General features: G+C 49.8%; 20 protein-coding genes. 12 read left to right on the top strand and 8 right to left on the bottom strand.

The annotated features are described in order from the left end of the window. The first annotated feature begins 155 nt into the window (after positions 1 to 155). The 3 genes from NWAT_RS07430 to NWAT_RS07440 all read left to right on the top strand — a co-directional run bounded on the left by NWAT_RS07430 (position 156) and on the right by NWAT_RS07440 (position 5,301). Complete coding sequence (locus NWAT_RS07430; RefSeq protein WP_041350573.1) at positions 156 to 1,646, top strand: sensor histidine kinase; 1,491 nt, start codon at positions 156 to 158, stop codon at positions 1,644 to 1,646. Then, a complete protein-coding gene (locus NWAT_RS07435) occupies positions 1,597 to 3,009 on the top strand; it encodes a sigma-54-dependent transcriptional regulator (RefSeq protein WP_013220502.1) in 1,413 nt (470 codons plus the stop codon). Before NWAT_RS07430 ends, NWAT_RS07435 begins: the two co-directional genes overlap by 50 nt. A gap of 324 nt (positions 3,010 to 3,333) precedes the next feature. Next, positions 3,334 to 5,301, top strand: a complete 1,968-nt coding sequence (locus tag NWAT_RS07440; RefSeq protein WP_232420239.1) for an AAA family ATPase — start codon at positions 3,334 to 3,336, stop codon at positions 5,299 to 5,301. Between the two features lie 138 nt (positions 5,302 to 5,439). Here the strand turns inward: NWAT_RS07440 and NWAT_RS17010 are convergent, their stop codons facing one another. From NWAT_RS17010 to NWAT_RS07460, 5 genes are all read right to left on the bottom strand, one after another. Next, entirely contained in the window at positions 5,440 to 5,700 is a 261-nt protein-coding gene (locus NWAT_RS17010; RefSeq protein WP_232420253.1) for a c-type cytochrome, read from the bottom strand. After that, entirely contained in the window at positions 5,625 to 6,659 is a 1,035-nt protein-coding gene (gene nirK, locus NWAT_RS07445; protein WP_198342186.1) for a copper-containing nitrite reductase, read from the bottom strand. The genes NWAT_RS17010 and nirK overlap by 76 nt, the downstream gene beginning before the upstream one ends. A gap of 89 nt (positions 6,660 to 6,748) precedes the next feature. Next, positions 6,749 to 7,252 carry a Slp family lipoprotein gene (locus NWAT_RS07450; RefSeq protein WP_013220504.1) on the bottom strand — a complete coding sequence of 168 codons (504 nt, stop codon included), beginning with the start codon at positions 7,250 to 7,252 and terminating at the stop codon, positions 6,749 to 6,751. A gap of 62 nt (positions 7,253 to 7,314) precedes the next feature. Beyond that, positions 7,315 to 9,240: a lysine--tRNA ligase gene (lysS, locus tag NWAT_RS07455; protein ID WP_041350934.1), complete on the bottom strand. Its 1,926-nt coding sequence runs from the start codon at positions 9,238 to 9,240 to the stop codon at positions 7,315 to 7,317. 127 nt (positions 9,241 to 9,367) lie between these two features. Then, positions 9,368 to 11,212, bottom strand: coding sequence for a glycoside hydrolase family 15 protein (locus NWAT_RS07460; protein WP_013220506.1), 1,845 nt, complete (start codon positions 11,210 to 11,212; stop codon positions 9,368 to 9,370). Positions 11,213 to 11,518: 306 nt separating this feature from the next. On the opposite strand from NWAT_RS07460, the gene NWAT_RS17345 reads away from it, so the two are divergent. The 8 genes from NWAT_RS17345 (at position 11,519) to NWAT_RS07505 (ending at position 20,432) form a co-directional block, all read left to right on the top strand. Next, the gene (locus tag NWAT_RS17345; RefSeq protein ID WP_013220507.1) at positions 11,519 to 12,115 is read left to right on the top strand and encodes an MmgE/PrpD family protein; all 597 of its coding nucleotides are present in this window, start codon (positions 11,519 to 11,521) and stop codon (positions 12,113 to 12,115) included. Positions 12,116 to 12,229: 114 nt separating this feature from the next. After that, the gene (locus tag NWAT_RS07470) at positions 12,230 to 12,439 is read left to right on the top strand and encodes a DUF3330 domain-containing protein (RefSeq protein WP_013220508.1); all 210 of its coding nucleotides are present in this window, start codon (positions 12,230 to 12,232) and stop codon (positions 12,437 to 12,439) included. Between the two features lie 70 nt (positions 12,440 to 12,509). Continuing rightward, the gene (locus NWAT_RS07475; protein ID WP_013220509.1) at positions 12,510 to 12,863 is read left to right on the top strand and encodes a DOPA 4,5-dioxygenase family protein; all 354 of its coding nucleotides are present in this window, start codon (positions 12,510 to 12,512) and stop codon (positions 12,861 to 12,863) included. Positions 12,864 to 13,075: 212 nt separating this feature from the next. After that, positions 13,076 to 14,212 carry a lipocalin-like domain-containing protein gene (locus NWAT_RS07485; protein ID WP_013220510.1) on the top strand — a complete coding sequence of 379 codons (1,137 nt, stop codon included), beginning with the start codon at positions 13,076 to 13,078 and terminating at the stop codon, positions 14,210 to 14,212. Between the two features lie 19 nt (positions 14,213 to 14,231). Further along, entirely contained in the window at positions 14,232 to 15,713 is a 1,482-nt protein-coding gene (locus NWAT_RS07490) for a c-type cytochrome (RefSeq protein WP_013220511.1), read from the top strand. Between the two features lie 148 nt (positions 15,714 to 15,861). Beyond that, positions 15,862 to 18,702: a bifunctional diguanylate cyclase/phosphodiesterase gene (locus NWAT_RS07495; protein ID WP_013220512.1), complete on the top strand. Its 2,841-nt coding sequence runs from the start codon at positions 15,862 to 15,864 to the stop codon at positions 18,700 to 18,702. Beyond that, positions 18,680 to 20,041, top strand: coding sequence for a glutathione-disulfide reductase (gene gorA / locus NWAT_RS07500; protein ID WP_013220513.1), 1,362 nt, complete (start codon positions 18,680 to 18,682; stop codon positions 20,039 to 20,041). Before NWAT_RS07495 ends, gorA begins: the two co-directional genes overlap by 23 nt. Before the next feature lie 34 nt (positions 20,042 to 20,075). Then, complete coding sequence (locus tag NWAT_RS07505) at positions 20,076 to 20,432, top strand: hypothetical protein (protein ID WP_013220514.1); 357 nt, start codon at positions 20,076 to 20,078, stop codon at positions 20,430 to 20,432. Positions 20,433 to 20,479: 47 nt separating this feature from the next. Here NWAT_RS07505 and NWAT_RS07510 read toward each other — a convergent pair whose 3' ends face one another. Then, positions 20,480 to 20,992: an STAS domain-containing protein gene (locus tag NWAT_RS07510; protein WP_013220515.1), complete on the bottom strand. Its 513-nt coding sequence runs from the start codon at positions 20,990 to 20,992 to the stop codon at positions 20,480 to 20,482. Positions 20,993 to 21,176: 184 nt separating this feature from the next. On the opposite strand from NWAT_RS07510, the gene gshA reads away from it, so the two are divergent. After that, positions 21,177 to 22,736 carry a glutamate--cysteine ligase gene (gene gshA, locus NWAT_RS07515; protein ID WP_013220516.1) on the top strand — a complete coding sequence of 520 codons (1,560 nt, stop codon included), beginning with the start codon at positions 21,177 to 21,179 and terminating at the stop codon, positions 22,734 to 22,736. Between the two features lie 9 nt (positions 22,737 to 22,745). Here the strand turns inward: gshA and NWAT_RS07520 are convergent, their stop codons facing one another. Both NWAT_RS07520 and NWAT_RS07525 read right to left on the bottom strand, forming a co-directional pair. Then, entirely contained in the window at positions 22,746 to 23,222 is a 477-nt protein-coding gene (locus tag NWAT_RS07520; RefSeq protein ID WP_041350935.1) for a YbhB/YbcL family Raf kinase inhibitor-like protein, read from the bottom strand. A gap of 265 nt (positions 23,223 to 23,487) precedes the next feature. After that, a complete protein-coding gene (locus tag NWAT_RS07525) occupies positions 23,488 to 24,714 on the bottom strand; it encodes an RNA-guided endonuclease InsQ/TnpB family protein (protein ID WP_013220518.1) in 1,227 nt (408 codons plus the stop codon). Positions 24,715 to 24,748: the final 34 nt, after the last annotated feature.

A 24,748-nucleotide genomic window follows, 5' to 3' on the forward strand; every position in this document is an offset into this window, starting at 1 on the left:
GCACACCCCCGCCCCGACCTATTTCAGGTGGGGGCGGGATCAACGACTGACGAACGGTAGACTTCCATAAAAATAGAAGGAACAAAGCCAATAAAGGAAACCCACTATCAACACCATTTCTCCTTTAATTCCATAACCTATATATGGCGCTGAACGTGAAACGTTTAATTTACCGAACCGCTCAACTACGAGGTCTAATTTTACTCGGGTTATTGTTTCTGACTTTAATCCTTCTCGGAGGAATGATTTGGCGTAATTTGCAACGCTTGGAAACAGTACGCGCTTATATAAGCTATTCCTATCGTCTTCAACAAGTTAGCCTTAATATGCAACAGGTTTTGCTCAAACAGCTTTCTGGGGCAACTGGAGAAGTGGGTTTGAATAAACTCAAGCACATAGGGGGAGAAGTAAAAAATCTTACCATGGCGAACTACTACTCGGATAAAGAAACCCCAGAAAAATTGCGCCAACTCCATTCTCTCCTCGTTGGACTTATTAAGGATCAGAAGCAAATCCAGCCGGTCATGTTATTTCCAGCTTTAAACGGGATGAAAGGGGTATTAAATGCAGAAATTAATAATGATGAACAAATACTTACGGAAGTTATTCAAGACACCCGCACCGAGTTAGGGCTGGCTGTTGGCACTTTAACCGCTATTTTATTGCTAGGAGGATGGGTGCTGCGTCGCCGTATTCTGGGTCCCTTAGGAGATCTTTCCCAGTTATTATCCAGGCTCGCCAAAGGGGATTTTACACCTATTTCTACCCATCGTTTACATCCTCTGCTACTGCCCGTATTTACCAGCTACAATGAGATGGTACTTCGGCTGCGAGAATTAGAAAAAGAAAACCGCCTCCGTGCCCAATCCTTGGAAGCAGAAATCCGGACTGCTGCCCAAGCGTTACTGGAACAACAACGGAGTCTGGCTCGAGCAGAGAGGCTTGCAGCGGTGGGGGAACTGGCTGCCAGTATTGCCCATGAACTCCGTAATCCTCTGGCGGGTATTCTAATGAGTTGTAGTAACCTGCGGAAAGAAATCAGCAATCCGGATCAAGCTCAACGCCTTGACCTTATAGGTGCTGAGCTAAAGCGGCTAACCCGGCTTTTAAATAATCTCCTCGATCAGGCCAAACATACCCCTCAACCCGCTGTTAAATTACATATCGCCAGCGTTGTTCAAGAATTATTAGCGCTGACCCGTTATCAAATACCCGCTCACCTACAGCTGGAAAGCAAAATCCCGGAAACTTTAAGCTGCCAACTACCAGAAGGAAACTTCCGCCAGGCACTGCTCAATCTAGTACTCAATGCCGCTCAAGCCATGGGAGAAACACCCGGTAAAGTGCAAGTAGATGCCTATCAGAAGGGCGAGACGCTCTATCTAAGAGTCAGTGATGAAGGACCGGGGTTTTCCCAAGAAATGCTTGACGGCGGTATCCGCCCTTTTGTCAGCGGCAGCCAGCGGGGAACTGGGTTGGGACTGACCATGGTACAAGGGTTTGCCCAGGAAGTGGGCGGCCATGTTCAGATCGCCAATAAACAGCCCCATGGCGCTTGCGTTACCCTTATCTTGCCCTATCAGGGAGAGCTGCAGCATGCGTGCCACGCTACTAATTATCGAGGACGAAATACTTTTAGGCACTGAACTCTCACGCCATTATCAAAGTGGAGGGTGGGAGGTAGAGTGGGCCACAACTTTATCGCAAGCACGCTCCATTCTTTTGGAGCAACACTTTGATCCGCTTCTCGTTCTTTCGGATATGAGCCTGCCGGATGGTAACGCCCTGGACCTGATAGAGGCTGTCCAAGGGCAACATCCCCATGCTGAATGGCTTCTTCTCACAGGCTATGGCAGCGTCCCTGACTCAGTGCGGGCACTGCGGCTTGGCGCTTATGATTTTCTCGAAAAACCCTGTGAACTAGAGCACCTAGATTTAGTAATAGCTAGTGCTGCCCGCAGTGCCCGCGCGCAGCGGCGCTTATTTTATCAAGTCCAACAACATCATCGCCAATACTCCCCCCAAGCCTTTGTAGGCCGTAGCCAATCCGCCCAAGAAGTGCGTAAATTACTCGCTAAACTGACTGAAGTTCCCTTTAGCGCCCTTATCATTGGCGGTGAAACAGGAACCGGAAAAGGCTTGGCGGCCCGAATCTTGCATTATGGAGGAGAACGAGCCCAACATCCGATGGTAGAACTCAATTGCGCCGCGCTGCCTCGAGAATTACTGGAATCGGAACTTTTCGGACATGAAGCGGGAGCTTTTACGGGGGCTAAAGCCCGCCACCCTGGCCTAATTGAGCAAGCGAATGGAGGTACCTTATTTCTGGATGAAATTGGCGAAATGCCTCTGGATTTGCAGGCCAAGTTGCTCAAAACCATCGAAGATCGATGGGTACGCCGCCTCGGTGGCAGCAAGGAGATTCCCATTGATGTACAAATCTTGGCGGCCAGCAATCGTGATTTAGAAGAAATGGCCAAGCATGGGGATTTTCGTAGCGATCTCTACCATCGCCTTAGCGTCTTTCGCCTCAATTTGCCAGCACTGCGGGAAATTAAAGAGGATTTAGAGGAACTTGTGCCTCTGTTTGTAGCCGCATTTAATGCTGAAGCAGGCAGACAGGTCAAAGTCATTCCAGAGAGAGTGTGGACTCGGCTTCATGCTCATGATTGGCCCGGTAATGTGCGTGAATTGCGCAATGTGGTGGAACGGTGCGTGCTGTTTTCCGAAGACGCTGTTTTCCCCGAGCAATGGCTCCAATTGCCAGGGCAAGCTAATTCTCTAGCTAGTGCCTCGCACACAGCGAGTCCTGATCAGATTTTTCTCCCCTTAGATGGCAGCATGGTTCTTGAAGAGATGGATCGTTACATTATCGAAACCGTACTTAGACGCAATGATTATAACATCGCCGCAACTGCCCGTGCGCTGGGAACCACGCGGGAAACTTTACGTTACCGTATTCAAAAACATGGCCTCAAATCTTCTAAATTATCATCTTCGCGAAGTTAATGAATGCACGATAATTTAGAGTTTCCGCCTAAGTCTCGCTTGGCTGTTCTCGACAGCCGCGCTCGCCTTGCCGCCATTCGCATTTCCCGGTAGTTCTCAGATGATAGCTAAGCCACGGTCCTTAGGGTTTTGACCCACACTCCCACAAGTTTTGCCTGCCTGTGCGCGTCGGCGCGCACAGGCAGGTAGGCTCCGGCGCTCGCCGCTGTAACGAAAAACAAAAATATTCTTGGCCGCGTTCTACTCCCCAAAAAACCCCGGTAAAGGTCCCCCATTCGCATCCACTTTATTTATATCACCTGGTATTACCATGATACGCTTCCAATGGAGCAAATTAAACAGCCTATAATTTTTGATGATACTACCTTTATCTATCCAAATATGTATACAGACTATTTTGGGCTTACGGGCCATCCATTTCGGCTAGTGCCGGATCCACACTATTTTTTCCCAGCGCCTTTCCACAAAGCGGTAAGCAAATGCCTACTCGAAGGCCTCATAAGTCCACTCCGCATCGCGGTGGTTTCCGGTCCTCCTGGCGTCGGCAAAACGCTTCTGCTAACTCGTTTTATGGAGCAACTAGGGAAAAACTATCCGGTTATCTTTATCCAAAACCCTAAACTGGGTTTTGAAGAACTTCTCGCCCTGATACAGAGCAAATTTAATATCATCGTCAAAGATGAATCCGTTGCCGCAAGACTCTCAGCTCTAGATTCTTTTGAGGAAAATATCTCTCAAATAGGCAAACGGGCCGTCATTCTTGTGGATGAGGCGGATAGTATTTCCCAGGAAGCAGTAGACGTGCTTTCTAAATTGACGAAACCGGCAGCAGCAGAAACGCCATCTTTTTTTATCGTACTAGCAAGTCGAAACAACACTGCTAATTACCAAAGCTTATTGATAGAACATAAAAATACTTCAAAAGTATACTCTCTTCTTCCCTTGCTTGCGGATCAAGTTGGTCCCTATGTCGATTTTCGCCTTCGTCAGGCCGGTTATGTAGGTGAAAACCCCTTTAGCCCAGAAGCAATAACTTCCTTGGTAAAGTTTTCCCACGGCATTCCCCAACTCATCAACCGACTCTGCGGCGCTGCGCTCCTGGAAGCTAGCCTCACTGATAAAAAATTTATCTCTTCGGAAATAGTCGACGAAGTCGCCCAAGGTCTATGGCTCACTCTAGGAAACAGTAATGTCTCTAGCGATTTATCTCTGGCTAAAGGCACAGAAGCGGCCTTTTTACCGACAGCCGGACAGCCTCAACTCCCCTTAGAACCGGTGTTTGAAACTGATCAAAAAGAGAATAAAGAGATCCTTCCCATTATTTCTCCGCCAGGAAATGATTCTTCAGCTTCAGAAAAGCAATCCAACTCCGAAAAGTCTTCTTCTTTAGATACGCGTCCCCCATCAGAGCCAACACCCCAGCTTACCAACACTGTCCCCCATGATAACTCCCCTACCCCTCTAGAAAGGTCCCAAGCAGGGGAAAAGAAACCACGGATTATTATGGCCTTAGGTATCTTCATAGCGCTAATAATAGGTCTAATCGGTGGGGCTTATCTATCAGCATTAATCCCTGGAGAAAGTTCTCTTCTTTCAATCATAGAACCCACCGAAGACACTAAAAGCACCGCTAATAAAATAAGATCTACCGAGGAAAAAAGTGAAGACTTTCCTGGAAAAGGCAAAATGATTGCTGGCGAGGTACCTCCCTCTACCACCACGGAAAAAAATAGCACTCCAGCTACCCAGGAAACCGCTTCTGCTAGTCACAGTGGGATGCCTTCCAACCCTGAACTTGCATCAGAGAAAAGTTCTGACGAGATTTCCCCAAATCCGGGAACGGAAGCTACTGTGATTTCAGCCCAGAAAGAATCGCAGCAAGATCAGAATAGGGCAATAATTCCTGAAGATGAACCCAGAAAATACTCACAGCAACCCTCCCAAGCACAACAAATTACCCTACTGCTGGACCAGGCCAAACAGCAAGAGACTGCTTTCAAACTTACCACCCCAGAAGGTAATAATGCTTACGAATCCTATACTGCCATTTTAAAAATGGCGCCGAATTACCCCGCAGCCGCAAAAGGGCTTCAGCGTATCCGTGACTACTATGTTCGCTGGGGCCTGAAGGCTGAAGATCAAGGGGATCTAGATTTAGCCGCTGTCTATTATAAACGCGCTTTGAATATCTTTCCCAACGATTTCGCCTTGAATACCGCGTTGCGCCGAGTTGAGGAACAGCTCCAAAAACAAAAGGAGATAGGCCCGCCCGCCACCGAAAATGATCGGTAGACAAACCCTACTGTTGTAGACTGAAATGGCAGACCTTCCCGAAGGAGTTAATCCAAACGCCACCAGGGTTGGTTGAGTATACCAATGCGCCTGGCAGGAGACGAGCAGCCAACGTAGCCTGTCGGCTTCACGCAGCTATCATTGAATAGTTGGGGCGCGCACTCGCCCAACGTCTTCAGGCCGGACATAGCCGGCCTGATTACCAAACGAGTTGAGCACGTAAGATAGGACATTGGCGACCTCCTCATTACTTAGCTTAAGCGCTGGCATAGCTCCATCGTAGGGCACGCCATTAACCGTGATTTTACCCTGTAGGCCATTGATCAACGTGCGGATAGCGCGGTCTTTATCCGCCACCATAAAATCAGATTTGGCCACTGGCGGAAAAACGTAGGGGATGCCTTCCCCGGAGGGCTGATGACAAGCTGCGCATACCTGATCAAAGTACCTGGTACTTGCACCTTGAACTCCACAATCGCTGAGCCGCCTGCGGGGATAAGCGTTGTCTGCACATTGTGATTCAGCATCTCGCCCCCTTCTAGATAGACTTTGTCGAAAATCTCGCCGATCACATGAAATGAGGAGATCAAATTTGGGCCACCGTTGCCGATGTACAAACGGACAGTCTCGCCGGATTTAGCGGTAATCGCGTTGTCGCCCGTTGTGGAACCGACGGCTCCATTAAAGACCACGTATTCGGCTTCCTCGTGGATCGCCTTCTCCATGTCAAAGGGCTGAAGCCCCACCTCGCCATAACGCCCTTTGGTATAGAATTCACCCTGCATCACGTAATATTCCCGGTCTACCTTGGCTATACTTTGGGCTGGTTCCACGAAGATAAGACCATACATCCCATTGGCGATATGCATGCCAACAGGCGCCGTGGCGCAATGATATACATAGAGACCGGGATTGAGGGCCTTGAAGCTAAACTGTGAGGTATGGCCCGGCGCTGTCAGAGACGAGGTAGCCCCGCCACCAGGGCCGGTCACAGCATGTAGGTCAATGTTATGGGGCATCCTGCTAGTAGGGTGATTGCTCAAATAAAACTCGACCTCATCACCCTCACGGATGCGTATAAACTTTCCCGGCACCGATCCGCCGAAGGTCCAGAAAGTATATTCCACTCCATCGGCCAGACGCTTGACTGTCTCCACCGTTTCCAGGCGCACCACCACTTTCGCCGGCGTGCTGCGAATGATAGGAGGCGGCACCAGTGGAGCATCGGTTAAGATAGCTTCCTCCACGGGTAAGTCGACAACGGGTAATTCGGCATAGGCAACAGCTGAAAGCAGGCCCCAGCCCAGCGCCGCAGCGGCTATTCTTTGTTGCAAGAATTCTTTCAGATAGTAAGCCATGTCCTTTCTTTTTTCCTTTTTCAGACAGTCCCATCCACAAAAATTTATCCTAGCTTACTTATAGTCTTCTGGGTACAAACTTGAGTTAGCTAATAGTAGCCTCTAGGTTTCCAATAGGGATAAGGATAATAGGCAGGAGGATAATTTCTAGGCTTCCAAAGATGATATTTTTTTACTTGTAACAGGGGAAGCAAAGGCTTTTCTTCCCCTTTTTTTATTAACTTTTCTATGGAACCATAGACGGTCATATCCCGCCCTGGCCGGTAAATCTCTGGGTCCAGAAAACCGTCCACCCAAGCCAGAAATCGCCCCAACTCAACATGTATTTCCCTTGGCCGGCTGTCGCTCTCCAATGGCCGGGCAATAATCTCTATTATGGTATGCTCTTTTTTATTCTGAATACCCGCAATTGTGCCGCCCCACCGCACATAGCTGCCTTGATAATAAGCGATATCCTCTCGCACCGCGCTTAGACTAGGACTTCCCAATAGGGGCTGTTGGACCAGGGGGGGGAATTGGCTCGCGCATCCGCCAAGAACAAAAAAGATAATAGTAAGCACTATTTTATCAATGGAGCAGCAGCTTTCTTGCACTCAAATACTCGCTAACAAATAGCAGGTAATCCTTACCTTTCCCCTTGTTATTGAGGAAATCATCATGCTCCAACCTCATATTCTCTATATACCACGGGCTTTATAGCAGTCCCTATGCTAATCCCGAAAAGCCGGTTCATTCCATCCAGGAACTCTTTTCCTTGAGCTTCAAGGGAGGCGACGGCTGAGTCTAATACGCTCTCCTCGCCCTCAAAATCCCTAAGTAGTACGCGCAGCCTATAGGTTTTTTTATCCGCTAACATCACCTGGAGTTCAATGACCCCCTTCCCCTTTATCTCTCCTAGCATATCTGGTGCATCCTTCGCGGAGATTAAGGCGTTTACCTTATAGTCAGCTTTTGCACTCAGAGTTTGCCCCCTATGTTTGCTCAACCAATCCTCGCATTCTTTTACCGATATTCCACTTTCGCGCCAAAAAGCATCCCGGGAAAAATTAACCTCCAGGAATCGCTGCACTAAGAATTCCCTGTCAAGATACACAAATAACGCACCGCCCTTGGGTCCCTGCGGCTGATCAAGTAAGACTCGGTAAATAGCCGTAAAAGCGCTTTTCTGGTCAAGGGGTGTTAAGCGGGCGGTATCAAAAATAAGCTTTTGGTAAGCTTCCTCTCCTGGTGAGTCTTTGGGAAAATTTTCCCCCAAAAGATGCAAGAAAGCCCGTTGGGAATGACTCAATTCAGCGGCCGCGGCAGGTAGATTCGCCTGAAGCTCTATGCGATCTTCCTCCGAGGCATAGTTATCGAGCCAATAGGCCGCCGCTGATAATCGTTTTTTTAGATTCTCTTTATCTTGTCCAGTCAGCCCCTCTTCGGTCCTTTTTTGAATTTCATATTCCACGTCGATATGGGGCAGTTGCAGCAAGGCAATCAGCAATTGAAATCCGATTGGATGGTAAGCGGTGGAAGCCGGATCGACTTCAATCATCCGCAACATTTTTTTCTCAGAAGGAGCCTGTTCCCGTCGCGCCTTCTGGACCAGCCGGTCATGTTCATTAAACAACCTGACGATATACTCAAAGTCCGTGGAAAAATTGACCGTTCTTTTAGGCGGGGTCCGCACTATCAGAAATCTCAGTATCTCGGGCGGAAGAAAATGGGCTATCTCCCTAGCCGCCATACCCACCCCCTTGGAAGAGCTCATTTTAGCCCCACTGACCAGGAAGAACTCATAGGGCACGTTCAACGGCGGCGAGTCGCCAAAGATTTCCTTCAGGCAACGGGCGGCCACATCACGGGAACCGCCTTTGGTGCAGTGATCCTTACCGGCACCCTCTATGGTAATGCCAAAGGTATGCCATTTTGCCGTCCATTCCAGCTTCCACGGCAACTTACCACGGCCATCAAAGGGAGAGACTTTTCCCTGGTGCCCGCATCCCTGAGCCCAGCTCACCAAATCAGTTTTACAATGGTAAGTCACTTCCTTGCCATCGTAAGCTGTTACCGCCGTAGTACCAATCTTGCCACAATGCTCGCAGATTACTTGGAATGGATACCAATCCTCGGGCCGGGCCGCGTGGCTGACTTCCGCGTAGATCTTACGAACCACATCAGACTTTTTTAAAATGGCGTCAATAGCTTGATTAAATCGTCCCGAGCGATAAATATCCCGCATTCTATATACTTGAGCCTCAACCCCAAGCTCCGGAAAAATATTCAAAAACTCGGAGATATAGTGATCCGCCAAATCCGTGGCCTTAGAACCAGCAGGGGCCGGTATGTTACAAAGGGGATACCCCATATATGCCTGCAAGGAAGAGGCTGCATCGGCGGGGAGACCGTCCAAGGGATCGTAGTCATCAATACCATACTGGTAGATGGCTTCCACCCCCTTATCCCGTAATGCACGATAAATAGCATCATGAATTAAAACACCCCGTAAGGAACCCACATGCACCCTACCTGAAGGGGTTTTAGAGTCATTGATGAGTTGGGGGCCCGTCAGTCCCTCAATGATTTTTTCGAACCACATAAAATTGCCTGATTTTTCCTTTCTAAAATCGCTTTCACGCCCAAGAAAGTCTAATAATATCATTTCTCTGGGGTGCCCAAACCAAGCAGGGAATCCTCTTCAAACTTTTCAAATCGGAGCGTCCCATCTAACGCTGAGAATCCAACGCCTGATCCAAATTAAAGGCCGCCGTGATCAACGCCAAATGGGTAAATGCCTGGGGAAAATTGCCAAGGGCTTCGCCGCTATAACCCGTTTCTTCAGCATATAAGCCAAGGTGATTGGCGTAACCCAGCATACGCTCGAATATCAACCGGGCTTCCTCAAGCCGGGGTGGATGATGACGCCCGGCGCGGGTGAGGGCTTCTACCAGCCAAAAAGTGCAGATATTGAAGGTCCCTTCATCCCCCTCCAACCCATCCTCGGTTTCGTTGAGGTTATAGCGAAAGACCAAGCTATTGGACACCAGTCCCCCTACCTCAGGGGGTTTAAGGATGGCGTCCAGTGTCTTTAGCATCCGGGGATCGGTAGGAGAGAGAAACAGCATTAAAGGCAGGGTCAGATTGGCCGCATCCAACGCCTTGTTTTGGTAATGCTGGACAAAGGCTTGCCGTTCAGGGCACCAGCCTTTGTCCATAATCTCTAGATAAATCTGATTACGCACCTTTAACCAACGATCCTGATCGGCCGGAAAGGAGCGTTGCTGGGCGAGGCGCAGCGCCCGATCGATGGCCACCCAGCACATGAGCTTGGAGTAGACAAAATGCTTATGTCCCCCACGAACTTCCCAAATCCCGGCATCCGGCTGTTGCCAATTCTCGCAAACCCAATCAACCAATCGCCGCAAGCGAACCCACAAATCATTGGAAATCGGCGCGCCATATTTATTATGCAAATAGACCGCATCCATCAATTCCCCATAGATATCTAATTGGAGTTGACGATAAGCGGCATTCCCAACCCGTACTGGCCGGGAGCCGCAATAACCTTCCAGATGATCCAGGATCTCCTCGGGAATCTCAGAACTCCCGTCCACCCGGTACATAATCTGCAAGGGGCGCTCCACGGATACTGCGGGGCCGGGGCAGAGACTCTCGATGAATTGCATAAAACACTCCGCCTCCTCGGTAAACCCGATTCTTAACAGGGCATAGACGGTAAAGGCCGAGTCTCTGATCCAGGTATAGCGATAATCCCAGTTGCGCACTCCCCCTAAATCCTCGGGCAAACTACAGGTAGGAGCCGCCACAATAGCTCCGCTAGGCTCAAAGGTTAAAAGCTTAAGCGCCAAAGCAGAACGATGCACCATTTCACGCCAGCGCCCTTGATAGGTACATTTACCTAGCCACCGTCTCCAATAGAGCACCGTCCGCCGAAAACTGGCTTCTGTCTCGGTTACCGAGAGGCAAGGAGCGCAACGGGATTGGCTGGTAATTTGATGCAAAATAAAAACAGCCGTTTCACCCTGGTTTAACGTAAATTCCGCTTCGACTCCTTCCCCATCTCGTTGCAGCGGAACTCTCGCTGACAAGGCCAAATTTAAGTCTTTTGAATAAAATTCAGCGCCATTGTCCACCAGGACCGTAGTATGCTCATCACGGGCAAAATTAAAGGCGGGATGGCACGTTAATCGCAACCGGCTGCGGCCCCGAACCGCGGTGACACGGCGAACCAACTGATGAAAATGGGGTTCACCGGGGGCAGCCTTGCTGACTGGCATAAAATCAGTCACTTCAATGGCCCCCTCCGGAGCCAGAAAACGAGTCACCAGGACATTGGTTTCAGGCCAGTAAAACTGTTTGCACTTAGCCCCATTATCTATCGACGCAATCTGAAACCGACCACCCTTCTTATCATCAAGCAGCGCCGCAAAGACGCTGGGAGAATCAAAATGGGGAATACAGAGCCAATCAATGGAGCCATTAATCCCCACCAGCGCCGCTGTCCGCAGATCGCCAATCATTCCATAATTTTCGATAGGTTGGTAAGCCATAGGGTAATATCCTGCTTAAATTCCGAATCATCAAAAGGCCGCAGAAGCAACCGCTAGAAGATGTGCCCATTGCCCCCCGTTGGTAGCTTCTAATGGACAAATCTCTTCCAGCAACATACCTCATACGCCAAACTCTATTCTCTGCCAGCAGATAAATTTGATTTTTACGCTACCATTGCTGGCAATCTAGTGCAGTATTTTCTATCCTTTTTATTAGTAAAGTTAAAATAACGCTATCCCATAGCAACCCACTATGCCACACCGCATCGAGTTATCAAACATAACCCTATACCAGGAGTTACATTGATGACGCAGGTCGAGCAACTGGCTGAGTTCACTAGCCGGGCTTCTTACCAAGACCTCTCGGAAGCCGCCCGCCAACAGCTCAAAATTCGCGTATTAGATTCCCTAACCTGCGGAATTGGCGCCTTGGAAGGCGAGCCTATACAGATGCTTCGCTTCTATCTATATGAAGTTGGAGGGTCAGGATTGTGTACTTTAATGGCCACCAAGGAACGGGCCGCGCCCGCTCGGGCCGCTTTTTATAATGGGTCCTTAATCCGTTATCTCGACTACAATGATAGCTATCTGGCCGCCGGGGAAACCTGCCATCCGAGCGATAATCTAAGCGCCGTAAAGGTGACCGTGAGTCGGCGCGGCATTTCCCGTGGAAAGCGCCGGGTTAAGGACTCCACCGGCCGCACGGTCACCCTCCATAATGGGCGGGAACTGGTGAAAGAAAAGCAAGATTATGTGGGCTTTCATAGCCGCCCTATGACCTGGGAGAGCATTATCCAAAAATACAACCAACTCACCCACCCTTATGCGGAGATACCGCTCCGCAGAGCCATTATTCACGCCGTCGCCCAGCTTGAGCACATGCAGCGCCAGGAATTTGGGTAAACTAGGAACTTTGAGGGCAGGTACTAACTATACTAGAGAAGTAACTTTGGAAAAAACTTAAGAGACTATTTTTAGTCATATTTTAAATATGCGCTTAATTGAGGAAGCGACGCCATGACTGACTCCCATAACCGCGACCCACGGGTATTTTCTAGCGAACCCAAACTCAACTGTGATGTTTGCCTGAAAGAAATTCCACAATCAGAAGCCCAAAGCGCTGAAGCGGAGGAATATGTGCGCTGGTTTTGTGGCCTGGAATGCTATGAGCAATGGAGAAACGACAAAGAAAACAAGAAAAACCCGGAGGAGAAGAAAGAAACCTGAGTCCGCTTGCCGACAAGCAGGTCCGAATATACGGGATCGCAAGGATGGATTATTATCAGGCAAAGATTAAATGAAAAAAACTAAAAGACCAGTTAACTCTCATAATGCCTACCATGCGCACGTATATTTTGAGAAAGAAACTTTAGATTTTGCCTCTTCACTGTGTAAAGAGGCGGGAGAACGATTCAATCTCAAAGTTGGTCGTATTCATAAAAAGCTGGTTGGGCCCCATCCAAAGTGGAGTTGCCAGATCACATTTGGTTCAAAGGATTTTGATAAGCTTATTCCCTGGCTGGAAGAAAATCGAAACGGCCTTACCATCCTAGTACACGCCCTGTCTGGGAATGACTTAGAAGACCACACCCTCTATGCCTACTGGCTAGGGGAAAGCGTTGAACTCGATTTATCAATATTTGCCAAATAACTCCACTATTGAATTCCATGCAGCCTATGAAAAAAACCTAAAAATGTAGTGTGATCATTTTTCCGGCTAATCCTTGCTCTATCAATACGGCCTTTCTCAACTAGCGGATCGGAACCGATCTCAGGCTCACCGTAGGGACTGAATACCTTGCTGCCATAGACATGGAGGGTATCGTTTAATCGGGGACTATTTAAATTTTTAAGAAAAACCCTATGCTGAGGAAAACCCACATTTTTTGGCTACTGGCACTCATCGCAATAGGAATCGGTAGCACGCAGTGGTTGCAAAACAATGAACCAGCCTTGGAGTCCCAAGGGGGAATTCCCTTAGCGGAACTGCTGGGCGGGGGGGAAGGATTTGCCCGGGTAGAAGCCCCCTGGCAATTCTCTTTCCCCAGGGATCACGGCGCCCACTCCCGCTACCGGACGGAATCCTGGCATTTCACGGGCCATTTGGCCTCGGAACAGGAAGAACATTTCGGCTTTCAACTCAGCTTTTTCCGGGTGGGCCTAAAACCGCCGGAAACCCCCGCCCGTCCCTCAAAGTGGGGAACGAAGGAGGTTTACCGCGGCCATTTTGCCCTGACCGACGTCAGCCAAGAGCGTTTCCACGCCTTTGAGCGTTTTAGCCGGGCCGCCCTGGGGCTGAGCGGAGGGGACTCATCGCCTACCCAAGTGTGGGTGGAGAACTGGCGCATCCAGGCCCTGGAAGGAGAAAACGCCAATTTCCGCCTACGGGCGACCGCCGATGGCGCGAGTATCGACCTGACTTTACGCAGCCTTAAACCGCCTCTCCTTCCTGGCGGCGATTCCTCTGGGCAGGCCGGCGTCTTTTACGGCTACCAGCTCACGCGCCTAGCAGCCCAGGGCACCATCCAGCGAGACAACCGGATCTACCCTGTAAAAGGTTTAGCCTCGCTAGATCGGGCTTGGGGAGCAGTACCCGTACCGGTCGGACCGGTAGTTTGGGATCGTTTTCTGCTGCAACTAGACGATGGCCGGGAACTGCTAGTTGTTCGACTCCGCCGACGAGATGGCAGCGGTACGCCCCTTAATAGCGGATTTCTGGTGGATCGCGCAGGTAAAATCCAATCCTTCAACTCCGAAGCGCTCACTATAGAAATAGTAGACTACTGGGAAAGTCCCAGAGATGGAACTTCTTATCCCGCCCGCTGGCGATTCCGCTTCCCCGCTCAGGGAATAGACTTTCGCCTGACCCCTACCGTGGCGGATCAGGAACTCAACCTTTTACTCCGCTACTGGGGCGGATTAGTACAGGTCAGAGGACAGGAGAAAGGGAAAAAGATACAAGGACAAGGTTATGTGGAGTTGACCGGCTACGGAACATAAAAAGCGCAAGATTTTTGCTATGATTAAAACTCATGTATTTCCACACAGCGTCGGGGGAAAGCAAGTGCAGCTTAAAAATCGCATTTACCAACCATGGGCCACAGTCGGTTTGGTTTTTTTATTGACTGCCTGCGGATCAGGCGAGGAATCCACATCCGAGTCCTCCTCGACCATCAAAGCGGCTTCTACCGGTTTTGTTCCGCCTGAACCCCAACGGCCGGGCGATCCGGATGCGGGCTACGAGGCCATCATCAATAAGGCTTACGTGACCTGCGGCATTCCCTATAATGCCTATAAGAAAAGCGATCTGGACCGCCCTCCCGAATATACCCTTCCAGGGCGGAAAGGGCCTAATGCTAAACTGCCCTACAACCAAACCTATTACCAAAACGCCGACGGCACCGAACTGGTGGTTAGCAATTGCCTCACCTGTCATGGCGGGGTCTTCAACGGCGAGCTCATTGTAGGACTAGGCAACGAAGCGGCGGACTTTACTGGCGATTCTGCGGCTGCCGCCGAACGCGTAGGCGTTTATGTCCAGGGGGAGAAAGAAACGGCTGCATGGCGTAAATGGGCCGATCGGGTCGCGGCCATCGCCCCTTATATGAAAACCGAAGTCATAGGTGTTAATCCAGCCGTTAACTTGACCTGGGCCCTGTTTGCCCACCGGGATCCGGAAACCCTTGCCTGGTCCCAGGAACCCCTGCTAGAACCCCCGCTAAAAGAGCCTGTTCCCTTGAGCGTCCCCCCCTGGTGGCGGATGGAGAAAAAACATGCCATGTTTTACTCAGCAGGGGGCCGGGGCGATCATGCCCGGATGATGATCCTAGCCTCTACCTTCTGCACGGACTCGGTGGAAGAGGCAAAAGCCATTGACTCCTACGCCCCGGATATTCGCGCCTATATTGCCTCTCTGGAATCCCCTACCTATCCTTTCCCCATTCATCAGGGGCGGGCTAAACAGGGCCAGGCCGTGTTCGAAACCCACTGTTCCCGTTGCCATGGTACCTACGGCGACAACGAAAGTTACCCTAACCTGGTCATCCCGCTAGAGGAAATTGGCACAGACCCAGAATATGTCCAGGCGGCCATGGGAAAACAACTGAATCGTTTCGGCCATTGGCTGACGCAGTCCTTTTATGGCGAAAACTCCTATTTTGTCTTGCCTGCGGGGTACCTTGCCCCGCCCCTAGACGGCGTTTGGGCAACGGCTCCCTATCTGCACAACGGCTCCGTTCCCACCATGGAAGCCTTGCTGAAAAGTGACTTGCGGCCCACCTATTGGATCCGTACTTTTGATTCCAAGGATTACAATGATAAAACCCTAGGCTGGCATTACACGGAACTCTCCTACGGCAAAGAAGGCGCAAAGAATCCTGACCAACGCCGACGTCTCTACGATACAACGCTGCGAGGATATGCCAATGGAGGCCATACGTTTGGGGATCAGTTGGCAGAAGAAGAACGGCGCCAGGTTTTAGAATATCTAAAAACTTTGTAGTTCTGTTAATTCCCCTATATAAAATTTCATGGGGCTTGGTTCGAAGTTAGTCAAGCCCTTTAAAAAATATTGAAACAACATCTTCTTATTACCCTCTATCCTCGCTATCGAGGCATGAGGGAGCAGTCTGTAATAATCGCAAATCCTGATGGCAAGTAAAAAGCAGGAGCAGGAGATCGCGCACCGTTATGATACCTTCCTAGAGGTAATGGCGTATGCCGCCGAGCAGCTTTTATATTCTTCCCATTGGGAAAAAAACATCAGCAATGTTTTAGAACGGTTAGGCCAAACCGTAGGCGCCTGCCGAACCTACATTTTTGAAAACCGTTCTCAGAAAGACCGATTTCTAACCAGTCAACGTTATGAATGGACGGCCCTAGGCGTCAAACCTCAAATCAACAATCCTGAACTGCAGGATTTCTCCTATGAAGCAGGGGGATTCCAGCGTTGGGTAAGCTTACTGAGCAAAGATCAGCTCATTTGCGGGCGAATCCGCGACTTTCCTGTCTCGGAACAAGCAATGCTATCATGCCAGTCTATCCAATCCATCGCTGTGGTGCCGATTTTTGTCCGGGATGGCTGGTGGGGGTTTATCGGCTTTGATCATACCCGTTATGAGCGGTCGCTTTCCCTCCCAGAGGAAAATGCGCTTAGGACACTGGCCAGTATTTTTGGCGCCGCAATAAGCTGGAAAAACATCGCCGAAAGCCAGGAAAAAAACCGCCATCAACTCAAACAGCTCCTTGCTAGAGAGCGGTCCTATCTTCAGCTTTTTGACGCCATTGGGCGAATTCAGTCACTTTTTATTCAGGATGCCAACCCTTCGGTATTGTTTGGCAAGGTCTTGCAAGAAGCGCTCATGCTTTCAGGAAGCGAATTCGGCTTGCTCGGCGAAATTCGCCACTCAAAAACTGGTGCTTCCTATCTTAGAACACTTGCTGCCGGCAATATTACCTGCAACGAACACGGCTGTTACCTGCGGGCCACATGCCCCACGAGCGGCGCGGAAATTGTCCAATTAAAAAGTCTTTTTAACAAGGCTATGAACCATGGCGAGGTCATTATTGCCAATGATATTGGTAACGATCCCTGGACAGACCATGATTCCCAAATAAAACGTTTCCTTGCGCTCCCTTTTTATCACCATCATTCCCTGTTGGGAATCATTGGCATTGCCAATCGCAAGGAACCCTATGATAAAAATTTGATCGATTATCTGCATCCCTTCCTTTCCACTTGTGGCAGCATTCTGGATGCCTACCATAACGATCAGCGTCGAAAAAATGCGGAAAGCCGTCTTCGCCTCACGGCCAAAGTCTTTGAAAGCACCGTTGAAGGGGTCATTATTACCGACACCCAGGCATACATCGTCGATGTGAATGAAGCTTTTACGCACATTACCGGTATCACAAGAGCGGAAATCATGGGCCAGCATCTTAGTAGGCTCCAGCCCAAACAGGGAAAGCCGATCTCTTTTCAACGAATACGGCGCTCCATTAAAAGCACTGGCCAATGGCAAGGGGAGCTATGGAGTCAGCGAAAAAATGGAGAGCTTTACCCCCTTTGGGTGACGGCCAATGCCGTCAGAAATTCACAAGAAGCCATTACCCACTTTGTGGCCATTTTTTCCGATATCACCCTACGCAAGCAAACTGAACAACGACTCTACCATCTCGCTCACCATGATGCTTTAACGGGTTTACCCAATCGCTCCCTTTTCCTTGATCGCCTCGAACATGCCATCCATCATGCCCAGCGCCATGATCATCGGCTTGCCGTCCTGTTTATCGATCTCGATCGTTTTAAATTTGTCAACGATACCCTCGGTCATCCCATTGGTGATAGCTTATTAAAACAGGTCGCGGAACGCATGCGGCTCAATGTTCGCGCTGAAGACACCATTGCCAGATTGGGAGGTGATGAATTCACCGTTATTATTGAAAATTTTACCGATACCTCGGCTCTTTCCCTCATTGCCCAGAAAATTATTGAGGCTTGCAAGGAACCCTTCAATATTAAGGGTAAAGAATTGTTTATTTCCGCCAGTATTGGAATTAGCCTTTATCCGGAGGATGGCCATGAGGCCAATATGCTGCTCCAACATGCCGATGCGGCCATGTATCGAGCTAAAAAAAGAGGTAAAAGCTGCTACCAATTTTTCACCACTGATATTAACACCGCCGCCACGGAACAGCTTGCGCTGGAGAATCTCCTCCGAGAGGCCCTTGCCCGCAAGGAATTTCAATTGTATTATCAGCCAATTATAGATCTGGAAAGTGGCGCCATTGTGTCAGTGGAAGCATTGATACGGTGGCTTGATCCACAATTAGGCTTAATCAGTCCCGATACCTTTATTCCTTTGGCGGAGGAAACCGGGCTCATTCTTCCTCTTGGGGAATGGGTATTACTAACAGCCTGTACGCAAGCTAGCATTTGGAACCAATGCAATCCTTACCCTATACGGATCGCCATTAATCTATCTGCCCACCAGCTTGAGCAAGCTGATTTTTCAGAACGCGTATCGAAAATTCTTAAGAAAACGGCTCTTCTTCCCCATCACCTGGAACTAGAATTGACGGAAAGTATGCTCATAAACCGCATGGAGTCTAGTCTGAAGACTCTCAATACCTTAAAAAAAATGGGATGCCGGCTATCCTTGGATGATTTTGGAACCGGGTATTCCTCCTTGGCTTATTTAAAGCGCTTTCCAATAGACACCGTTAAAATTGATCGTTCCTTTGTGCAAGATATTAGTATTGATCCCGATGACGCTGCCATCACCACTGCCGTGACCACGATGGCCCACAGCTTAAAACGCAAAGTGATTGCGGAAGGGGTCGAGACGCGGGAACATGTAGATTTTCTCAATAAAATCAACGTTGATGAAGCCCAAGGTTATTTTATCAGCCATCCGCTCCCCGCTAGCGATTTATCTCAATTACTAAAGGAAAGACGATACCTCTATCATGACGACTCCCTACGATTTTGATCTTTTCGTCATTGGTGCTGGCTCTGGCGGTGTTCGGGCTGCCCGCATGGCAGCAGGCTTTGGCGCCCGGGTAGCCATTGCCGAGGAACGATACCTAGGGGGTACCTGTGTCAATGTAGGCTGTATCCCGAAAAAGCTACTCCTGTATGCCGCCCATTTTTCCGATGATTTCGAAGACGCCACAGGCTTTGGCTGGACAGTGGGACAGCGCCAATTTGATTGGTCAACCCTCATTCAGAACAAAAACGCGGAAATTCAACGCCTCAACCAAATCTATGAAAATTTACTCAGCAAAGCCGGAGTCACCCTTATCAACGGCCGCGCCCGCCTGGAAACCCCCCATACCGTTTCAGTCAATAACCACCATTACACCGCGGAACGTATTTTAGTAGCCACGGGGGGTTGGCCTGTCGTTCCTGAATTTCCCGGCCGTGAACACGTCATTACTTCCAACGAAGCCTTTTTCCTTGACAAACTTCCAGAACGGGTTGCCATTGTTGGCGGGGGTTATATCGCAGTAGAGTTTGCGAGTATCTTTAACGGGCTGGGCAGCAACACGACCCTACTCTATCGCGGTCCCCTCTTTCTTCGTGGCTTTGATGAAGATCTCCGGCGGAATTTGGCTCAAGAAATGTCCAAGCGCGGGGTTGAGCTTTGCTTCAATACCCAAGTAGTCGCTGTGGACAAGGGAGTGCAGGGTTTTACCGTCAAGCGCCATGATGGAAAAACAATGGAGGTGGATGCCCTCATGTATGCCACTGGCCGGGCTCCTAATACGCTAGGGCTGGGGCTAGAAGAGATGAGAGTGGAGCTCAGTTGGAATGGCGCCGTGGTCGTCAATGAATATTACCAAAGTTCCATTCCTTCTATCTACGGAATCGGAGACGTGACTCACCGCCTCAACCTCACGCCCGTTGCACTCGCTGAAGCAATGGTTTTGGCCCGCAACCTTTATGGCGGAGAATATTCCCGGCTAGACTATGCCAATATTCCTGCCTGTATCTTTAGTCATCCGAATGTTGCAACGGTTGGGTTCACGGAAGAGCAGGCACGGGAGCACTGCGGCGAAATTAGCATCTACCGTTCTGATTTCCGCCCCTTAAAACACACCTTAAGCGGTAGAGATGAGCGAACAATGGTCAAGCTCATCGTGGAAAAAGCCACGGATCGGGTCGTGGGCGCCCATATGTTAGGACCCGATGCGGGTGAAATTATCCAAGGTATCGCTATCGCCATCAAGGCGGGGGCAGCGAAATCCATTTTCGATAACACCCTTGGCATTCACCCTACCGCTGCCGAGGAATTCGTTACCTTGCGGCAACCTGTTACCGGACTATAGAATAGTGAGCCACAAGTCTAGGAAAAAAACAGCGATGAAATTTATTAAGTACATTGGACCCATGCGAATTGGGATGGCGTTATTTACGCTCGCTCTCATGGGAATGGCGCCCTTTACAAGCAGCGGGAACACTTCTGATTGGGGCGTGATAGCAAGCAAGGAGAACCTTTCTGGTTGGGACATGATGGTGAGTATGGTTGCCCCATCGCTGACGGTCATTATGTTCTTTGTCCTTTCTCTGGATATGATGATGAACCGTATATTTATGACCGACACTGAAGGCACTCATCGCCTTCGTTATCGGCGCATCCTGTGGCTAGATTTTTCCATGATCTTCATTTTGCTACTAGCCTGGGGGCCCTTTTTCGCTGATCTGCTGAGGCAATCTTAAGCAAACTCTCACCAGGTATATTATCGTGTTCTCCTTTCCCTCTATTCTCATGCTCCGGGAGCAGAAGATTTATCCGCCTGCTCTTTTTCTAACATCGCGACCACATCGCGGAACAAGTCCTTGTTCTGCTCATTAAGATTCATGAGGGTTTGGTGAGCTTTCAAAAGCGTGTCCAACATAGCAGCCTTATCTGTTTCTTCCAAGGCCAGCGCTTTCCCCGCTAACGGTTCGCCGCCACCATGGGCGACAATATTGAATACCTTATCAAACCCTAGACAAGCTAATACCTCATTGATTTCCTCTCGCTTGGAAATAATGGTAACCCTAGGCCGATCACAGCGCTGCATGAACTTGGCAATACGCACCAACAACCCCAAGTTGGTACTATCAATGCTTCGGGTTTCCGTCAAATCGACCACAAAACCCTGGGGCGTTGCCTCGGAAAATAAACCCTGCAAAAAATGATCTAATGAGGGGCTTAGAGGATAACGTACATCGCCCAAAAAGCGCAGCACATGGACCCCATCATGAACAGCGTGCAAAATTTTATTGTCAGCCATAGCTACGTTGAAGCAATATCAATGAGCTGCTTTCACCCGCAGGTGAATAATACCCATCCGCCACATCCAGCTCCGTTATCAGATTGCTAATAAACCCAGCTTGTAGTTGCTGGCGGCTCGTCTTACTACCGCTACAATCATTATATCAATCCCATTCGCGGCCAATTAGAAGGAAAATCAAATCTTGGACAAGCGCTTACAAGACCGCCTGCGACGACTCATCAATACCACCCAAAAAAGAATACTGAAGGGAGGAAAAAAAGGCATAGAAAAAGAGAGTCTACGAATTACCCTTGAAGGAAAGCTGGCCCACACCCCCCATCCAAGAGCCTTAGGATCAGCGCTCACCCATCCCTATTTGACTACCGATTATTCTGAATCCTTATTGGAGTTTATCACGCCCCCCTACGCAGAGATACAGGAAACCCTAGCATTCTTGTCCCTTACCCATCAACTTGTTTATCACCACCTGGAACGGGAACTTCTTTGGGCGACCAGTATGCCCTGTGCCGTGAAAGATGACTCCAGCGTTCCCATTGCCCGCTACGGTCGTTCGAATGTTGGGACAATGAAACACGTTTACCGGCGGGGACTAGGCTACCGTTATGGGCGCATGATGCAAACTATCGCTGGCGTCCACTTCAATTACTCCTTACCCGAAGCCTTCTGGCCAATTTTCAAAGAGCAAGAAAACAATCCTCAGCCGTTACAGGAATTTATTAATGAGCACTATTTTTGTCTGCTTCGCAATTTCCAGCGTCTAGGCTGGCTGGTTTCCTACCTATTCGGTGCTTCCCCCGCCGTTTGTAAATCCTTTTTAAAGGCAAGACCGGGAGGGTTGTCAGCGTTTGACCCAGGCACCTATTTTTTGCCCTATGCTACCTCCCTGCGCATGAGCGATATCGGTTATAAAAATAAACACCAAACTAACTTAGATATTTCTTACAATAGCCTCTCGGAATATGTGGCTGGTCTTACCCAAGCGATTGAAACTCCTTACCCGCCCTATGAGAAAATCGGTGCGGGAGGCCACTATCAACTCAACACTAATAGGCTACAGATTGAAAATGAATACTATAGCTTCATGCGCCCTAAGCAAGTGACTCAATCCGGAGAAAAACCCACCCTTGCCCTCAAACGCAGGGGAGTGCAATACGTGGAAATGAGAGCCCTGGATGTCAGCGCCTATGATCCCCTAGGAGTCAACGAACCCCAATTGCGTTTCCTGGAAGCTTTGCTTATTTTATGCCTCCTAAAAGAAAGTCCCCCTATGAATACCGAGCAGCGGCGGGCAGCGGAGCATAATCAGCGGATTGCCGCCTGCTGTGGACGGGACCCTCACCTTGAATTGCAAACCAATGGGCAAACCCGGCTTCTGCGGGATTGGGCCCGGGAAATCTGCGATGAAATGATGGGAGTGTGCGAATTATTGGATCAGGGAGACCCCCACCAGCCCTATGCAAAGGCCCTGGCAAGCCAGCAAGAGAAAGTTCTCCGGGAGGAAAAAACCCCGTCCGCTCAGATACTCACCGAGATGAAGCAGAGGCAAGAATCCTTTAACGACTTCGCCATGCGGTTGTCCAAAGAGCATGCTCAATATTTCAAACAATTGCCCTTGGGAGAAGATCAATTGCAATATTTTGCTGGCTTAGCGCAGCAATCTTGGCAACAGCAGCGGGCGGTTGAAGCCGCTGATAATATTCCCTTTAAAGAATACCTTGCCCGCTATTTTGCGCAACGTTAAGAAATTTTTTTACTGCTCCCGTTGGTAGGTACCTACCAGCTCTGCCTGCCCCACTATATGGCCGGTCATGGCCTTCTCCAGATCCTCTTTGGTCGGTGTGCCTAAATCCGGCAACTCCACCGCCAAGGCGTAAAGTTTATGAAAATAACGATGGCGTCCTATGGGAGGGCAAGGTCCGCCATAGCCAGTGCGATCCCAATTGTTTAAGCCTTCCCGTGTTCCAACAGGCAGATCTGACGACGATACGCCCCGGAGCAAGCCAGCCGCTGAGGGCGGAATATTATACAGTAGCCAGTGGACCCAGGTCATTTTTGGCGCCGCTGGGTCTGGCGCATCCGGATCATCCACGATCAAGACTAAACTTTTAGTTCCCTCGGGAAGGTTGGACCACGATAATTCAGGAGAAATATCTTGACCATCACAGGTATATTCAGAGGGAATGTCCCCCTGATGATTAAAAGCAGGGGAGGTAAGAGTCAGAGTCATCGCTGCATCTCCTCTGGCAAAAGTTAGTGCGCTCGCACCTAAAAATAGCAACAACATAACCAAGAAATATTTATATAAAGAGGCCATTACCTTAAGATAAAAATCCATTGATGTGAAATACATTCGAAATAGGACTCTAATTGCAAGAATTGGAGTTTGCGGCTAAGTCTCGTTCGCTTGTTCCCGACCTGTCTGCGTGCATCGCACAGGCAGGCAAGCTCACTCGCCTTGCTGCCCTTCGCGTTTCATAGGCGTCCTTTGGCGGTCATGCAACCACCTCCAGTTTGTATACGCCTCCACGCGCATCACTTCCGGTCCTCCCAACCGTAGCTAACCTCAAAATATTCCGGGCTGCGTTAATATCCCGGTCATGAACAGCCCCACATTCACAGGACCACTGCCGCACTTTGAGCAGCATAGCATCGATCACTGCGCCACACACCGAGCACGTTTTACTGGTGGGCGCCCAGCGGTCCACTTGCACAAACTCGCAGCCATACCAGGCGGCTTTGTACTCGATTTGCCGTTTGAGCTCGTGCATGCCCACATCACCCAACGCCTTAGATAGCCGTCTATTGGCCATCATGCCCTTGACGTTGAGCGTTTCCATGGCAATGAGCCCGGCCTGACGTATAAGCGCCGTGGTGAGCTTATGGAGCCAATCCTGACGGGTATTCTTTACCCTGGCGTGGGCCTTGGCGACCCTTACTCGCTGGCGGTGCCAGCGAACGCTACCCTTGCGCCTGCGCGAGAGCCGACGCTGAGTTTTGGTGAGTTGCCGGGTATGCGTACGTAGGTGGCGTGGGTTACCGGATTTCCAACCCTCGGAGGTCACGACAATATCCTTTACCCCGAGATCTACGCCGATACCGTTTGGCTCTCGCGGTAGGGGCTGGAGGGTTTCCTCGCACATAAAGGCGACACCATAACGGCCAGCGCAGTCCTGGGTGACCGTCACCATCTTGGGGATGCCCTGGGGCTTGCGGGACCATTTGAGCTTAAGCAAGCCAAGCTTGGGCAGCTTAAGAAACTCACCCGCCCGATACCTTCCCGCTACCTGGCGTGGGTCGAGTTGATAGCGGATGCTTTGGGCGTGGGCTCTTTTCTTGAAGCGGGGATATTTCGCTCGCCCTGCAAAGAAGTTTTTAAACGCGGTGTCCTGGTCCCTGAGCTTTTGATTGAGCGTGGTCGCGCTGGCCTCTTTTAACCAACCATAGGCCGCTGTCTTTTTTAGCTTGGTGAGGTGCCCGCTAAAGTCAACAGCGCTTACGCTTTGACCGCGGTGGCGATAAACGTAACTACGCCAGGCTAAACAGGTATTCCACACCCATCGCCCATGGCCAAACTCAATAGCGAGTTGCTGACGCTGGGCGCTGGTGGGGTAGAAGCGGAATGTATAGGACCGCTGGATAGTGGTAAAATCACGCTTGGTCATGGCCTCAATACTCATTCTATTGGGTCGGTGGCAAGTGGCTAGGTGATGCGTCAACATCAGCTAGCCACGCTTATTCTACCGCGAATTTTAC

Source organism: Nitrosococcus watsonii C-113 (assembly GCF_000143085.1).
GTDB classification, from domain to species: domain Bacteria; phylum Pseudomonadota; class Gammaproteobacteria; order Nitrosococcales; family Nitrosococcaceae; genus Nitrosococcus; species Nitrosococcus watsonii.